Annotated in this window: 12 protein-coding genes; 10 read left to right on the top strand and 2 right to left on the bottom strand. The window is 35.8% G+C overall.

The window, feature by feature from the left end:
* Window positions 1-27: 27 nt before the first annotated feature.
* Complete coding sequence (locus BV214_RS12765) at window positions 28-1,962, bottom strand: polysaccharide biosynthesis protein (RefSeq protein WP_086477899.1); 1,935 nt, start codon at window positions 1,960-1,962, stop codon at window positions 28-30.
* The gene (locus BV214_RS12760; RefSeq protein ID WP_394334940.1) at window positions 1,959-3,089 is read right to left on the bottom strand and encodes a DegT/DnrJ/EryC1/StrS family aminotransferase; all 1,131 of its coding nucleotides are present in this window, start codon (window positions 3,087-3,089) and stop codon (window positions 1,959-1,961) included. The genes BV214_RS12765 and BV214_RS12760 overlap by 4 nt, the downstream gene beginning before the upstream one ends.
* A gap of 238 nt (window positions 3,090-3,327) precedes the next feature.
* Here BV214_RS12760 and BV214_RS12755 point away from each other — a divergent pair, with 238 nt between their 5' ends.
* The 10 genes from BV214_RS12755 (at window position 3,328) to BV214_RS12710 (ending at window position 17,380) form a co-directional block, all read left to right on the top strand.
* Entirely contained in the window at window positions 3,328-4,728 is a 1,401-nt protein-coding gene (locus BV214_RS12755) for a nucleotide sugar dehydrogenase (RefSeq protein ID WP_086477898.1), read from the top strand.
* 236 nt (window positions 4,729-4,964) lie between these two features.
* Window positions 4,965-5,993: an NAD-dependent epimerase gene (locus BV214_RS12750; protein ID WP_086477897.1), complete on the top strand. Its 1,029-nt coding sequence runs from the start codon at window positions 4,965-4,967 to the stop codon at window positions 5,991-5,993.
* A gap of 914 nt (window positions 5,994-6,907) precedes the next feature.
* Entirely contained in the window at window positions 6,908-8,479 is a 1,572-nt protein-coding gene (locus BV214_RS12745; RefSeq protein WP_086477896.1) for an Ig-like domain-containing protein, read from the top strand.
* 719 nt (window positions 8,480-9,198) lie between these two features.
* Window positions 9,199-10,650, top strand: coding sequence for a lipopolysaccharide biosynthesis protein (locus BV214_RS12740; RefSeq protein ID WP_086477895.1), 1,452 nt, complete (start codon window positions 9,199-9,201; stop codon window positions 10,648-10,650).
* Between the two features lie 135 nt (window positions 10,651-10,785).
* Entirely contained in the window at window positions 10,786-11,982 is a 1,197-nt protein-coding gene (locus BV214_RS12735; protein WP_086477894.1) for an O-antigen ligase family protein, read from the top strand.
* Window positions 11,983-12,336: 354 nt separating this feature from the next.
* On the top strand, window positions 12,337-13,422 hold the full coding sequence (locus tag BV214_RS12730) for a polysaccharide pyruvyl transferase family protein (RefSeq protein ID WP_086477893.1): 1,086 nt from the start codon (window positions 12,337-12,339) through the stop codon (window positions 13,420-13,422).
* Window positions 13,423-13,520: 98 nt separating this feature from the next.
* Window positions 13,521-14,648, top strand: a complete 1,128-nt coding sequence (locus tag BV214_RS12725; protein ID WP_086477892.1) for a glycosyltransferase — start codon at window positions 13,521-13,523, stop codon at window positions 14,646-14,648.
* A 53-nt stretch (window positions 14,649-14,701) separates the two neighbouring features.
* The gene (locus BV214_RS12720) at window positions 14,702-15,706 is read left to right on the top strand and encodes a polysaccharide biosynthesis protein (protein WP_086477891.1); all 1,005 of its coding nucleotides are present in this window, start codon (window positions 14,702-14,704) and stop codon (window positions 15,704-15,706) included.
* Window positions 15,707-16,135 carry a hypothetical protein gene (locus BV214_RS12715; RefSeq protein ID WP_086477890.1) on the top strand — a complete coding sequence of 143 codons (429 nt, stop codon included), beginning with the start codon at window positions 15,707-15,709 and terminating at the stop codon, window positions 16,133-16,135.
* Window positions 16,136-16,246: 111 nt separating this feature from the next.
* Entirely contained in the window at window positions 16,247-17,380 is a 1,134-nt protein-coding gene (locus BV214_RS12710; protein WP_086477889.1) for a polysaccharide biosynthesis C-terminal domain-containing protein, read from the top strand.
* Window positions 17,381-17,389: the final 9 nt, after the last annotated feature.

Genomic DNA, 17,389 nt, shown 5'->3' with positions numbered 1-17,389 from the left:
GTTGATGCTATTGGAACAGTTATTTACTTAGGTTTGTATAATTTTTGGCATAGAATTCTCCTTTTGCTTATCTAACCGCTGCTTGTCCAATTTACATAGCTCAGAATTACTGGATATATACTCTGGCACAATCTCTTTCATAAGCAATACAATGTTTTCATTGAAAAACATATTGCTTACACACAACTCATTTATCTTAGATCTAATTTGGTCATAATTAAACTCCCTGCACTTGCTTATCATAATCTTCTTATGATAAGTGGGCATGGTATTCTCGCCATTGGCCAACAGCTCCTCATAGAGTTTTTCTCCTGGCCTTAGACCTGTTATTTTAATATCTATATCTTCTGGGTAACGCAATCCAGACAATTTGATCATGTTCTTGGCCAGATTAAATATCTTTACAGAGTCTCCCATATCAAAAATAAATATTTCCCCTCCTTCGCCCATACCTCCTGCTTCCAACACTAATTGGGCAGCTTCTGGGATAGTCATAAAATAACGGGTAATCTCCTTATGGGTAACGGTTAACGGACCTCCTTTCTCTATCTGTTTTTTAAACAACGGAATTACAGAGCCATTGGAACCCAGTACATTCCCAAAACGGGTGGTAATAAACTTGGTCTTGTTAAACTGTTGTGCACAGCTAATGTACATTTCAGAAATTCTTTTGGTGGCCCCCATTACATTAGTTGGGTTCACCGCCTTGTCCGTAGAGATAAAAATAAATTTCTTCACCTTATGGTCCAAAGAAAGGTCTACCACCACTTTTGTTCCCGCCACATTTATTTTTATGGCCTCGTAGGCATTATATTCCATTAAGGGTACATGCTTGTAGGCTGCAGCGTGAAAAACCAAATCCGGTCGGAATTCCTGAAAAATACTCGCCATTCTGTTTTTGTCCCTAATATCCCCAACGATTGGGATAAAATTATGAAAGCCATTCTGGATCAATTCCTGTTGTAAATCGTAAAGTGCAGACTCTGCTTGGTCAATCACCAAAAGCGACTTATATTCATAATTCGCAATTTGCCTTACCAATTCACTACCAATGGAGCCTGCCCCTCCGGTAACCATAATTACCTGGTCTTTCAACTCCTTAAAAATCCGCTCATTTTTTATATTAATAGGAACTCTATCTAATAAATCCTCTATTTGCACCTGCTTGATCTGTGAAACCTTTAACTCTCCATTGATCCAATTTTCAATGGGAGGCACTATTTTAACTTGCACAGGCAATTCTACCAGATCCCCTACCATAGTCCTTAAGCGATTTTGGTCTACTTTCTGAATAGAGAATATAACTTCACTGATATTGTGAGTTTTTATGAAGTTTAAGGTTAAGACTTCCGGGCCGTAGACTTTTACTCCATTAATATTTTTCCCCACCTTCTCCTTGTCGTTGTCAATATAGCCCACCACCCTGGATACGAAAGCGGAGTGACTACTCAATGCATTTTGGGTAAGGATACCAGACTCTCCCGCTCCATATATAAGGACGTTTTTGGTAATCTTGATATCCTTGATAAAATTGTCATAGAGGGTTTTAAAAATATACCTAGAAGCTGTTAGCGCAATAAAGTTTAATAAGCTATGGATAATGATGATGGAAATTGGAATGGTAAATCCCGTCATAAAATCCATTTCCCTATTTACAATAATCATGAAAATCGTGATGATACTAGCAAGGCAAATGGCATTAAAAATATTATAAACATCCCTAACCCCAGTATGCCTAACAACTCCCTTATAAGATCCAGTCACTAAAAAAGCAATTAGAGCAAAGGCGACTATCAATGGTAATTGCAAGGTTAACTTACTTAGGTCAAAATCTAGGGTGAGATTAAACCTCACCAGATAGGACATTACAAAGGTAAGTGCGGTAAGCGTCAAATCTATAGCCAGCACGATCCATTTTGAGCAATATTTACGTGTATTTATGGTTAAGTAACTATGTATCATATGGCCAGTGTTTTAATGATTATTTCAGCAACTCGATCCAAATCATTCTCAGAAAGGTTAGAGCCACTGGGCAAACAAAGCCCCCTATTAAACAGGTCTTCCGAAGTCCCATCCACGAACTGGGCGCAATCTGAAAAGACCGGCTGTAGGTGCATAGGCTTCCACAAGGGTCTAGATTCTATATTTTCATCTAAAAGCGCCAATCTTATTTTTTCCCTAGTATCATAGGAAGGAAACAAGATGCAACTTAACCACCTGTTGGAATGAAAACCCATAGGCTCTTTCAAAAATTCTATAGCTGTTTGTTTCCCTAATTTTTCGATATAATACTTATGGTTCCTCCTTCTTGCCATCACCCTTTCCTCCAATACTTTCATCTGTCCTCGTCCTATACCCGCCAATACATTACTCATCCTATAATTATACCCAATATGGGAATGTTGATAATGGGGGGCATTATCCCTTGCCTGTGTTGCCAGAAAAACGGCCTTACTTTTTAGCTCCAGACATTTGGAAACCAAGGCTCCTCCACCGGAAGTTGTAATAATCTTGTTTCCATTAAAGGACAGTACTCCCAATTTTCCGAAGCCCCCACAGGGCATATTATTGTACGTGCTACCCAGCGCTTCTGCACTATCTTCTACAATGGGGATTTTAAACCTATCGGCAATCGCTGTTATCTCCCCTACCTTATAAGGCATACCATATAAGTGTACCGCAATAATCGCCTTCGGTTTTTTCCCTTTGGCAATTCCTGCGAGAATAGCTTTTTCCAATAATTGGGGTGACATATTCCAAGTCTCCCTTTCACTATCCACGAAAACCGGTTTCGCTCCCAAATAGGTAATGGGATTGGCTGAAGCTGAAAATGTAAAACTCTGACATATTACCTCATCTCCATCTGTTACACCCAGTAACTCTAGCGCCAAGTGAATTGCTGCTGTACCAGAACTTAGCACTGCTACATTTAAATCATTGCCCAAATAATCTTCAATAGACTTCTCAAAAGCATCCACGTTGGGTCCTAAAGGGGCAATCCAATTGGTGTCAAATGCCTCTTTGACGAAAGTTTCTTCGGAACCGCCCATATGAGGCGAGGAAAGCCATATTTTCGATTTGGTTATCAATGTGTGGTCATTTATCTGTGGCAAGTAAATTTACGTATAGTTTCTATCGAGAGGGAATTATGCTGCTTACTTTCGTTCAAGATTGAATATTCTCGATTAAATACTAATCCAAACCCGATGAAAGAAGTAAAATCATGGTAGAAGGGGGTTTATCGATAAAATGTAACTGCAAAACACAAAACAACGAGGTAATTTGATTTTATTTGTAATCTTTGCATTCAATCTATAGGATTATACCATGAGAAAAATTTCCAAAATTTGTTGTATCGGAGCCGGATATGTAGGTGGCCCCACTATGTCCGTAATTGCACAACAGTGCCCGGATATTCAAATTACCGTAGTAGATATTAATGAAGCGCGAATTTCACAATGGAATGACCCCAATTTAGACAACCTACCTATCTATGAACCTGGATTGGCAGAGATTGTAGGTGCCACTAGAGGGAAAAACCTTTTTTTCTCCACAGAGGTAGATAAAGCTATTGATGAAGCCGAAATGATATTTATTTCTGTAAACACCCCTACCAAGACTTACGGGAAAGGAAAGGGACAAGCGGCCGATTTAAAGTTTATAGAACTTTGCGCCCGAAATATTGCCCGGGTAGCCAAGGACGATAAGATTGTAGTAGAAAAATCTACCCTTCCAGTTCGTACCGCCAGTGCCATAAAGAGCATTTTGGACAATACCGGCAATGGGGTAGATTTCGAAATACTATCCAATCCGGAGTTTTTAGCGGAAGGAACAGCTGTGAACGACTTGCTAAATGCAGACCGTGTATTAATTGGGGGTGACGAGACCCCTTCCGGAAAAGAAGCCAAAAACATTCTCAGTGCCATTTATGAAAAATGGATTCCCAAAGAACGTATCCTTCAGACCAATGTATGGTCTTCGGAACTATCAAAATTAGTAGCGAATGCTTTTTTGGCGCAACGAGTATCTTCCATCAATTCCATTTCGGCGCTTTGCGAAAAAACAGATGCCAATATTGCGGAAGTATCAAGGGCCATAGGGTACGATAGTAGAATTGGACCAAAATTCCTTAATTCCTCTGTCGGATTTGGCGGTAGCTGCTTCCAAAAAGACATCCTTAACCTAGTGTATATTGCTAGAAGCTATGGACTACAGGAAGTGGCTGACTATTGGGAGCAGGTAATAATTATGAACGATTACCAAAAAAAGCGTTTTGCCGATACCATTGTCTCCACCTTATACAATACCGTTTCCGGAAAGAAAATTATTTTTTACGGATGGGCCTTTAAAAAAGATACCAATGATACCCGGGAATCTGCTGCGATTTATGTGGCAGATGCCTTGTTAGAGGAAAGAGCGGAGATAGTGGTCTACGATCCAAAGGTCTCAGAGGAACAGATCTATGCCGATTTGAATTACTTAAACACTAGATCGCCAGAGGAGAATAGAAAATTGTTAAAGGTTGTTAACGAACCATTAGCTGAAACCCAGGACGCCCATGCCATAGCTATTTTAACAGAGTGGGACGAGTTTAAGACCTATGATTGGTCCCTTATCTATGAGAAAATGTTGAAGCCCGCTTTTATTTTTGACGGAAGAAGATTGCTGAACAAGAAAAAACTTACCGAGATAGGGTTTAATTTTTATAAGATTGGGGAGTCTAACTAGGCGTATTTAATAATCTTCAGTAGTAAGGCAGTGGGTTTATATTAATGAAATATGCTGGCGATGAGTTGTAAGTTCCTGTGTACGCTTTACAAAAGACCTTGAAGAAAAAGAGGTTTGAGGAATTATAGTGAAGATATTTATTAAACCATTTTAACTGACAAGAATAAAAGTACTTATTTTCAATATACCTTTTCACACTATTACAAGGAAGTAAATAACTCCTATAAATTTATCTTATGAAAATATTAGTTACTGGAGCAGCAGGATTCATTGGTTTCTACGTCGTAAAATCCCTTATTTCTAAAGGTCATACTGTAGTAGGTCTTGACAATATAAACGACTATTATGATATAAATCTTAAATATGCCCGGTTAAAGGAGCTAGGGATTGATAGAAAAAAAAGTGAAAAGTTTAACGAATTGAGCAATAGTGAAATATATCCTAGCTCCTTTTCGTTTGTCCGTCTTAATCTTGAAGATCGTGTCCTACTTCCCCAACTGTTTAAACAACAAAATTTTGATGTCGTTTGCAACTTAGCGGCCCAAGCAGGAGTACGCTATAGCTTGGAAAATCCCCACGCTTATGTAGATAGTAATATCGTAGGTTTTCTAAATATTTTGGAATGCTGTAGACACCACCAAATTAAGCATTTGGTATATGCCAGTAGTTCCAGCGTTTATGGAATGAATAAAAAGGTCCCCTTTGAAACCACGGATAATGTGGATCACCCTATTAGCCTATATGCCGCAACCAAAAAGAGCAACGAATTAATGGCCCATACCTACAGCCATTTATACAAGTTTGCTACCACCGGTTTACGGTTCTTCACTGTTTATGGTCCCTGGGGAAGACCCGATATGGCAATGGCCCTATTCACCGAAGCCATGATAACTGGAAGGCCAATAAAAGTATTCAATAAAGGGGAAATGGAACGCGACTTCACCTACATAGATGATATTACCGAAGGGGTTGTACGCGTTTTAGAAAAAAATCTCTCCAAGCGTAGCGCTACCAAGAATTATTATAAGCTCTATAATATTGGCAATAACAAGTCCGTTAAATTAATCGATTTTATTGAGGCAATAGAAACAAAACTTGGTGTAGAAGCCAATCGGGAGCTTCTTCCCATGCAACCCGGTGATGTTAAAAGAACCTGGGCAAATGTGGACGACTTGATTAAGGATTACAACTACAGTCCCAGCACTCCCATACAGGAAGGCGTGGCCCAATATGTAGCCTGGTACAAGGAGTATTATAAATTATAAGAATTAAATCCATTCTTCATTTACAAGTAACCAATCTTGTTGTTCAGCCATCCGGCCTCGGAATCTAGTTTTCCAATTTTACTTTTCACCAAAAGATTGATCTAAATTGCAAGAAGTTTGTGTGTCCCAATTGATATATACTCGGGATATAATGCAACTGTAACCATAAGCTGTCACCGGTAGCGTGCTTTTATAGCCTCAATGACACTTAGGCCTTTATCAATCCCTTGAATCTGATCTTGACCTATTTATTTTTACAAGGACTTGGTTTCAATATTACTAGTTGTCACTATTAGTTACGAACAACACTTGCTATCCCCAATAAGGGAAATAGCATACTTTCTAAACTGGAACCTAATTATTCAGATAATTGTTATAAACTAGAATCCTTCATTTCTCAGTTCCCATAAAAACGTAAGATTAAAATTAATATGGTATAAGGTTCAATGAAATGAACTGATGGTAGAAATATACATTTGAGTTTAACCCTTAACCGCCGTAATAACGGCTATCCAAACCCTCTAAAGAAGATGCCTATATATACGTATTAACTAGTTAATTAGATCTCATAAATCTGGCAAGTGAACAAATATCTGTGCAGTTCATCGATAATAGTCTTAAAACTATGTTAAACCAACCCCTTAGGGAGTCCATCTACAAATTCCCTGCGTATAAAGTCTGTGTTCAATCAAGAACTGGTTTGGAACCAAGATTAGAACCAGAAAAGTATTTGTAATAAAAATCCTTAAATCTAAAAGAAAATGTAGTACCCTAACAACCAAGTCTTTATGTTTATTTTGACAGAATTGTGCATTTCATCGAAAAAACATCACCTTTTGTCGGTTGAAATGTAAAAAATAAATAATATTGCTCGGCTTTAATCGTTAAGGTAATGCCCTAAATTTAAATTACTTATGAAGAATCACCCCTTAAACATTATTAAATTAACCCTATTAACTTTTGTATTACTATTTGGATATTCCTGTAGTAAAGACACCGATCTTATTGCAGACTATGTTGTAGAAACCCCTAATACAATTTTAGCGAATTCCATTGTAACCACCTTATCTAACAATCCAATTGTGATTGACCCTTTAAAGGACGAGGTGGTAGTAGTCCCTGAAAATGTAATAATTACTGAAGTTACCCCTCCTACCTTAGGTACTGCCGTTGTTAATGATGACAATACCATTACCTATACCCCAGACGAGGATAAGAGTGGAACAGATGAGTTTGATTACACTGCTACCGTTACCAACCCCGATAATTCCACAACCACCGCAACCGGAAATGTTACAGTAAACGTTGGGGAAGCGGAAAAAACACAGCCCGATGACACTACTGGATATGTTAATTTTAGCACCTTTGGCGCGGTAGGTGACGGTAAAGCCGATGACACCAAGGCTTTACAGGCGGCACTAGATGCTGAAGGCTCTTTAGTAGCTGATGAAGGTGCTATCTTCAGAATTACAGGAACTTTAAATATAAATAAACCTGGAGATCAAACTATAGATTTCAATGGTGCAATCGTTACCGCATCAACTAAAGTATCACAAGCTTTTAATATCGCGAAACCCAATGGAATTACCAATTTACTTAACTTAGACGTTGAGGGAAAACGTAATATTGCATCAGCTTTCTTCGTCCGTAGTCAAATCAATGCCACAAATGTTAATGTAGAAAAATTGTACGGCTCTAATTCACGCTCTGTTGCATGGAGGGTAGAAGTGAGTTCCAATACCGCCAGTCAAGGTGAATACAATTTCACAGATTGCGATTGTACGGACGTGGAAAGTTTAAAAAATGATAAAATAGGTGATATGCAAGGAGTATCCCGTTGTCTATGGCTTAGATGGTTAGACACAAGCTCCAAAACCACGGTAAATGTAAATGGCGGTATATGGGATGGCGCCTGGGGAGATGATGGTGACCTAATTCAAGTAGAACAGACGACTAACGATTATATCCATGATTGTAAGCTCATAGTCACGGGTACGGAGCTTAAAAACTTTAGTCGTAGAGCTGTTAAGGGTACTGCTGCAAATATGGAGTTTTACAATGTAACATTTACAAGTCCTCTTCCATCAAATCCCCGTCTAACAAGTAAAGTTCCGTCTAGTGGAATGGCTACAATGTCTATATTTAACATTACAAATTATCCCAATAGCACATCCCGGAACCATGTTTTTAGTGGTTGTACTTTTAATAACCCAGGGGGGTATGAAGGAAGATTAATACCAAGTAGGGCAGAGCATATAACTGTAGAAAATTGCGTATTTAATCCTGGAACTAGTATAGCCCTAAATATACGTGTAGGAGATATGGACATTTGTAATAACACCTTTGAAGAAAACTCGTCAATATATGCTTATGGAAGTGGCGGTGTTAAATACATAGGCGAAATAAATATTGGCAGTAACAATATAGCTCCAAGTGGATTCAATAAATTGCCATCAGGAGTATGGAACGAAGTGTCGTGTCAATAATTTGATAAACTGCCTCATTAAATATTGCGCTGTTTAAATTAAGATCGACATTTTTTGCAAATTCAACTAATCCAGTGAAGTAAGCTTCACTGGATTAGTTTTTTTATATATAATATCAGGTGTTTTATAATTTGAACTTAGGTATAGATTTTCGATATTATAAGCTATTGATTATTCTACAATTATCCTAGTAAGGTCACCTTTACCTTCAAAAAAAAGGCTTTTTGAGCTTGTTAATGGATTAATCTTAACGATTTCCTTTTGGAAAATAACAACAAATTTAAAGTCAAAAATGAAATCGCATTCAGTGGGGTTTTTCCTTGATCTTACGGAAATGCTTATAATTTCGTTGAAAGTACTTTAACATACATCAGGACGCCATAATATAAATATTTGAGTAAGTAAACCCTACGGTAAAAGGACAATTTTCACACATTACATGACCCCCTTGAATACAAAACCAATAACTATTCTAATACTTATAACTGACAATTACTCCGCCTAATCGAAAATTGCCGTCAATAATCCTCATAATAGTGCTATAAGTATACCGTTTATCTATATTTGAAATAGGCGTTTGGAGTTAAACTACAATTAAAAACTTACTTAAAAGCAAGTTTTTAATTAGTTGATAATCCAATAGGTAGATTAGTCCTTGAAACTGCGAATGCGCATTAACTACCTTAATAATATATTTAAAAAAATAGCAACTACATAACTTGGAAAAAACACTGTTAAACCAAAGGATTGTTAAGGGATTTATTTGGAACTTCATATCACTAGCTATACATAGGTCGTTCGATTTTATTATTAAACTGGTCCTAGCTAGAATATTATTCCCAGATCAGTTTGGCGTTGTCGCCATGGCCGCTGTCTTCACCACCTTTATTCAAGTTTTCACAAATTTAGGTTTCGGTGCGGCAATCGTACAAATGAAAGAGTCAGAACTAAGAGAAGAGCATTTCCATACGGCATTTTGGTCTGGAATTGTATGGTCTATTTTTCTATATATTATTGTTTTTTTTATTATTTCTCCGGTAGCTTCCAATTTTTACGATGAACCTATTCTTTTATCCATAATCCCGGTACTAAGCCTCGGAATACTTTCCAGCCCAATAAATGCTATTCAAAAAGCAATTCTAACAAGAAATTTAGAATTTAAAAAGATTGCCTTAATAAATAACATTGCAGGAATTTTTTCAGGAACTCTAGCCTTAGTTCTAGCTTATTTAGGTTTTGGGATATGGGCACTTGTTTTCAATTCAGTTGCGACTTTTGTAGTTGTTATGCCATTATATTTCAAATTTACCAATTGGAAACCTAAGATTACATGGGAACGCAAAGCATTTAATGATATATTTGGTTTTGGAGTATTCACAACAGGAACAAATTTACTGGGGAACCTGGCTGGTAATATTGATTATCTATTCATTGGTCGAATTCTTACCTCTTCACTGGTGGGAGCATACTCTTTAGCAATGATGATCACCTCTCAATTCCAAACAAATTTGATTACAATAATTAATCAGATAATGTACCCCGTTTTTGGAAAGTTACAGGAAGACAAAGTATCTTTAAAAAGATATTATGCAACAGTGACTATGTATAATTCTCTACTGGTCTTTCCATTTATGGGTTTCTTTATAGTTTTTAATGATACATTTATCACTATATTTTTTGGAGATAAATGGTCTATGGCAGTAATACCGTTACAACTCTTAGCTGTTTCACAATTCATAGGCACAATGTCAAGTACTTTTCCTGTTGTCTTAAGAAGTATTGGCAAACCCAAATTAGAAATGAAAATTCAATTCGTTGTAACATTTTTCTTAGATATTCCTTTAATTTTTTTCGGGACGTATTTATATGGAGTAATAGGTACATCCATCGCAGTAATTTTAATTAATGTAATTAATTTATTTATAGCACAGTACTACGTCAGTAAATTTATTGATTTCCACTATTATAATTTAATGAAGTCCATTTATAAACCAACCTTAATTACATTACCAGTAATCTTAATCACATTTTTTTTAGCACCCATATTAAATGTCCCGTTTTATATAAATTTCGCTATTTATTTTACTTTATACTTAGTTTTATTTTCAGTGCTGCTACAAAAAGAAATCGCCCCTATAATCTCTATAATTAAAAGTTTTAGAAGGAAATGATATCTCTTTATTTTAAATATTAAATGTTATTGGCTTAGAATATTTATAGTTATTAGCACATTAGACTATTAGAATCAGGGCTCTATAATAAATGCATTAATCCCTTCAAGCCTTTTAAGATTAAAAATTATATTAATGTCTAGAATCGTTTTTATTATTGCCTTTTTCGCCTACGGCGGATACTATGCTGGGCTTGCCATCATTTTTGCATTAAACTTAGGAGAGATAAGTAGATTTTATTCGCAACCTCTAAGAGTTTTAATGGCAATCTTAATGCTGTATGTAATACATAAAAATCGTTTTAATCTTGTCTTTCATAAATTATCATTTTTCATCTCATTGTTTATATTTTTTTGGATCATTTATTCTTTAAAAGTACTCTATACTATAACAGAATTCTCATCTGGGACCTTAAGCAGGCCTTGGTATGAATATATTCTATATTCCATTATTTATGTTGTTATTCCTTTTATCTGCTATTGCTCCTTGGATATAAGGCGATATTGGTTAAATATTATATCTGGATTTATTTACTCAGGATTTATTCTTGGTATAGTTAGCATATATTTATATGGTGAATATTTAATTAGTGGTGTTGGCAGAATTAATGCTATATCCTATGAAACCGGTGAAGCTGTTCTAAATCCATTAGCTATGTCATACACGGGTGTCTTAACCATTTTATTATGTATTTTTAAATTAGTTATTTATAAGAAGAACAGTAAAATTGAGGTCATATTTCTAATTTCTACAATTTTTATATCCCTAGTTTTATTTTTGTATGGTGCCTCCAGGGGATCAGTAGTTGTGCTTGTAACTACTCTTCCTCTATTTATCATATTTGGCCCTTCCAAACAAAAAATGAAAATTCTACTAAGTTCTTTTATTATTTCTCCCTTATTAGTTTGGTTAGTTAACGCTAGCGGGAGTGGCCTTTTCACAAGATTGAGCAAGACTACTGAAGATCAAGGCGGGGGGCGGACAACTTTATGGAGAAATGCAATAAATCATTTTTTCGACAATCAGTTGATTGGTGGTAGAATAGAAATTGGAAATATATACCCCCATAATTTTATAGTAGAAATATTAATGGCAACTGGAATGCTAGGAGCAATACTAATATTCCCAGTGCTTCTCAAAGGTTTTCTTTTAGGCATCAAACAATCCAAGAGTAATAAGGAGCATTTATATGCTCTTATAATATTAATGGTTGGCCTTGTACATTATTCGTTTTCTGGAGGGCTATATACAACAATATTATTATTTATACCCGTGGGGATTATATTTAGTTTACAAAACTATAATGAAAACAATTCAGAAAAACAACAATGATTTTATTTAGTCGTTATTTCCTTAGACCTAATAATTACAAACTATGACTTCAATTATAAAAAACAATGGACAATCCCCTATGCAGCTATGGATAGTTCCTTTAATAATGCTAAGCTAAATAACTTAAAAATAACAAAACTGTATCATTCCTAAATGTAAACAGGTTTGTAAAACACAAGACATAAAATTAATATTTTGAACAACAACTAATTTTAGATTAAATGCTTCAATTAATTAACCATAACCAAGAAGTTTATAATAAACAAAACATAGTAGAAAAGTAAAATTCATCAAATCACTTTAAACCAACGCAATAAATAAAACGTATTACCCATTTAAAAAAATTATACATCTATGAAAAAAGCAGTCTTTCTAGTTGCAACACAATATGATAATCTTGGTGACTTAATAATAAATAAATGCTTAATAGACGAACTTACCAAACACGTAGAACTTCATGTAGATTCACATAACACAAGTGAGGAATTCGTTAAATATTTTGAATTAAATGACAAGGTAAAATTTTTAAAAAAAAGTCATGGTTTTTCATTTAAAAATGCTTCCATATTAAAATACTTAGCCTCAAACAAGATAAAATTTAGTTATTTATTTAAAAGTCCGGGGCCCATAGGCTTTACAGAACCCTCTGGCATAAAGGATCGAGTTAGAGGTTTTGTTTTTGATCAAATTTTCAAAACCACACATAATAGAGGTTGTAAAGCTTATGTTATAGGTTCTGAGGTCTCTTTAAAGAATGAAATTGAGATAAAGGAATATCAAAATTTGAGTAAGTATTTTCATCAACATATGGTTAGAAGCAAGTCGAATGTCGAGTTTTTAAACTCAATTGGGGTGGACAATGCCAATTATATCCCTGACTTGTGTTTTTTGTTGTATGATAAAGCCGCCAAAAAAAATAATCGAACCAAGGTAGGCATTTCTTTTAGAGATCTGCAAGATGCTAAATTAGACGAGAGAATTGTCCAATCTGTGAATAAATACGTGAATTACTATTTAAAAAAGGGAAAGAAGGTTGTTTTTTTCTACCAGGTAAATAGAGACTATGACTATACAAAAAGATTGTTTTTAACCTATAAAGGAATTGCAGGTGTAAGTTTTATTGAAAAGTGTTTAAACTTTGAAGATATTATCACTTACTCAGACTTTGAAAGTGTTATAAGTAATAGATTGCATGTACTCTTATTGGGATTCATACACAACTCACTGACCGTTCCATTGATAAATGATAATGCGAGTACGAATAAAATAAAAGGGATTTATTCTAGTATTGGTTCTAGTACTGAACCTGTTACAATGTTGTCTGACGATCAACTAGATATTTCTGATCGTGACCTGAATCGGTTGTTGGAGGAAACAAAACTTATAAATGAAGAACAAAGTCAATTATGTAAACTAAAAATTTCAGAAATTTTTAATTAAAATTATATTCCAAGTATTGAAATAAAGTAACATATACTAAATCTAATAGAATTTATTTTTCTAGTTTGTTAAAGTTTTCCCTAATTTGATTCCTTATAATGAAAAACATTTTTATAATATATCCAGGGTTTCCTCATTATCGGAACGGTATAATTGAAGAACTTCTGTTATCCAAAAAATTTAAGTATACCTTTGTTGGCGATAAAAATGGATATGCCGGAATCAAACCCTATAACTTCAATGGTGTAGAAAACTTCATTCACTGTCCTGCATATAAAATCGGACCTTTCTTTTTTAATAAAGGCTTAATTAGATTAGCATTAAAAGCGAAAGCTGATGGAATAATAGTCCATTCCTCTCCTTATTGGGTATCTATAATCCTAGCCTCAATAATTTTCAGAGTAAAAGGAATCAAAGTTTTTAATTGGGCTCACGGCCTATTGAGTAATCAACAAAATATCCATAGCAAATTATATTATTATTTTTTCAAGATATTTTTCGACGGGCTTCTTCTTTATGGTAATCAATCCAAAAACAACCTTGTTAACATGGGGTATAATCAAAAAAAGATTAAGGTTATTTATAACTCGCTCGATTATAAAAAGCAAATACAACTAAGAGGATTATTAAAAGAGAGTGAAAGAAAGGAAATTCGTGAAAAAATGTTTATTCATCCTGAATATTATCAAATACTTTTCATTGGTAGACTAACAAGTCAGAAAAAACTTGATCTTTTAGTTAACGCAGTGAAAAAATTAAAAGATGAAAATATATACGTTAACTTGTTGTTTGTGGGTGAAGGTTCTGAAAAAGAATTTTTATTAGATCAAATTGAAAAATTAAAAATTAATAATCAGGTCCACTTTTATGGTGCATCTTATAACGAAAGTAACAACTACAAGCTTATAGCTTCAAGTGATATATGTGTTGCACCTGGCGAAATTGGCTTAACAGCAATGCATTCTCTGGTATATGGTGTACCAGTAATTTCCCATAGTGACCCTAATGAACAAATGCCAGAATTCGAAGCTATTCAACCCGGAATTAATGGTGCTCTTTTTGAAAATGGAAACACCTATGACCTGAAAGAGAAAATAAAAGATGTAATAAAGCTAATTCAGATTAAATCTAAATCAGAACTACAGAATAATTGTTATCAAATCGTTGATAAAAACTACAATCCAGAGTACCAGTTAAATTTAATTGAAGAGATTTTTGATACATAGATATCAAATAACACTACCAAAGAAGTTTGTAAAAAATATAAAACCAAGCTATAATGTTCAAAGATAAAACACTACTTATCACCGGAGGTACAGGTTCTTTTGGGAACGCGGTACTGAATCGCTTTCTGGAAACCAATATTAAGGAGATCCGCATTTTTAGTCGGGATGAAAAAAAACAGGACGACATGCGGACACAGCTAAAAAATGAAAAGGTAAAATTCTATATTGGGGACGTAAGAGATTACAATAGTATTGCAAAGGCCATGCAGGGGGTAGATTATGTTTTCCACGCTGCTGCCTTGAAACAGGTTCCCTCTTGTGAATTCTTCCCTTTGGAAGCTGCCAAGACCAACGTTTTTGGCACTCAAAATACCATAGACGCCGCCGTGGCCAACGGGGTTAAGCGTATTATCTGCCTTAGTACCGATAAGGCGGCCTACCCTATCAATGCCATGGGTATCAGCAAGGCCCTAATGGAAAAGGTTGCTATAGCCGCCTCTAGAAACATCCCTAATGACAGTACCATTGTCTGCCTCACCCGATACGGGAACGTAATGGCCTCCAGGGGATCTGTTATTCCTCTCTTTGTAAAGCAGATTAAGGAAGGTACCCCGCTGACCGTTACCGATCCCAAGATGACCCGATTTTTAATGTCCTTGGAAGATGCGGTAGATTTAGTAATATTTGCCTTCCTCAATGGAAACCAAGGAGATCTTTTTGTAAATAAGGCGCCTGCCAGTACCATAGGCGATCTGGCGCAAGCCATCAAGGAACTCTTTAAGGCAAATAATGAAATAAAGGTTATTGGTACCAGGCATGGGGAAAAGCTTTACGAAACCCTATGTACCAGAGAGGAGATGAAAAAAGCGGAAGATATGGGAGACTTCTATAGGATTCCAGCCGATAATAGAGACCTCAACTATAGCAAGTTTTTCTCTGAAGGAGAAACAGATATTAGCGTTATAGAGGATTACCACTCCCACAACACGCAACAATTGACCAATAATGCTTTAAAGGAGACCTTGTTAAATTTAAAATATATCAAAAACAATCTATAAATGAAGGGAGCCTTTACAATTGAAGGATCAAGTTTCGTGGACCAGCGAGGAGAAATAAAATTCTTTAATTCCTTTGATATGTCCAAGGTGGTCCGCTTTTATGAAATAACCCCCTCCTCCACAGACGTAGTTCGTGCCTGGCAAGGTCATAGTTTTGAAAAAAAATGGTTCTATTGCCATAGCGGTAGTTTCGTGATCAATATCGTAAACATAACCGACCATAATAGTCCCGCTACCGAGGTAGACCCCAAAAGATTTGAACTAAATGCCGACAACCCTTTCATATTGGAAGTCCCTGGTGGAAATGCTACGGGCTTTAAAGCAGGCTTGCCACATTCCAAATTAATGGTGTTTTCCAACTTTACCCTAGAGGAATCGGCCAAAGATGATATCCGTTTTCCGATAGAGACGTGGAAAGCAACATGGTGATGCAAAACATATCAGTCAATTTCAATAAGAAAACCTTAAATTGCAGTATACCAATAAGGTTTCCCTATAAACCTTACCACCAAATTAATAATTATTGAAGAAGAAAGAAGGATGAAAAAAATTGGAATCACCGGACAGGCCGGTTTTATAGGCAACCATCTTTACAATACTTTATCACTGGACGATACGGTTAGTTTGGTCCCTTTTGAGCGTTCCTATTTTGGGAACCAATCATTATTGGAAGATTTTGTAAGTAAGTGTGATGTAATTGTACACTTGGCTGCCATGAATCGCCATGAGGATCCCAAAGTTATATACAATACGAACTTAGAATTGGTAAATAACTTGGTAAAAGCCTGCCTTTCCAAAAAAGCAACCCCTCATATTATTTTTTCTTCTTCCTCACAAGAGGAGAGTGACAACCTTTATGGACGCTCAAAAAAAGAGGGGAAGGAAATCTTTATGGATTGGGCGAAAAAAGAAGGCGGTAAATTCACCTCCCTTACCATCCCTAATGTATTTGGTCCTTTTGGCAAGCCCAACTACAATTCTGTGGTAGCTACTTTCTGCCATAAGGTAGCCCACCATGAAACACCTAGCATCATCAAAGATAGTAATGTAGGCCTTATTTATGTCAATGAACTGGTACAGGTATTTATAACCGCTATCAAGAATGAGCAGATAGGAAAGGAGCACTTTACCAATTCCTCAGAGATAAAGATTGCCCCTACCAAAACCATCAAAGTGTCGGAAATCCTAGCGTTACTACAGCGTTATAAAAGAGATTATATGGAGAAGGGAATTTTCCCGAATTTGGAGGCCGATTTTGAAAAGGCGCTTTTCAATACCTTTAGATGCTATGTCCCCACTGATCATTATCCGGTTAAATACACCAAACACACGGACAACAGAGGGAGTTTTGTAGAGATAGCAAGAACTCAAACCAGTGGTCAGTTCTCATTTTCCACCACGGTTCCCGGAGTTACCAGAGGCAACCATTTTCATACCCGAAAAGCGGAGCGCTTTGCTGTAATAAGCGGTAAAGCACTCATTCAACTACGAAGAATAGGCACCGATAAAGTTATAGATTACTACTTGGACGGAGAGGAGCCTGCCTATGTGGACATGCCCATTTGGCATACCCATAATATTAAAAATATTGGCGATACAGAATTGGTCACTTTATTTTGGATCAATGAGCCTTACGACCCGCAGGATGCCGACACTTATTTTGTAAATGTTTAATCAACATAA

This window comes from Arenibacter amylolyticus (assembly GCF_002150785.1).
Taxonomy (GTDB): domain Bacteria; phylum Bacteroidota; class Bacteroidia; order Flavobacteriales; family Flavobacteriaceae; genus Arenibacter; species Arenibacter amylolyticus.
The sequence above is the reverse complement of the archived record's forward strand: the minus strand, read 5'-3'. Positions and strand labels throughout refer to the sequence as shown.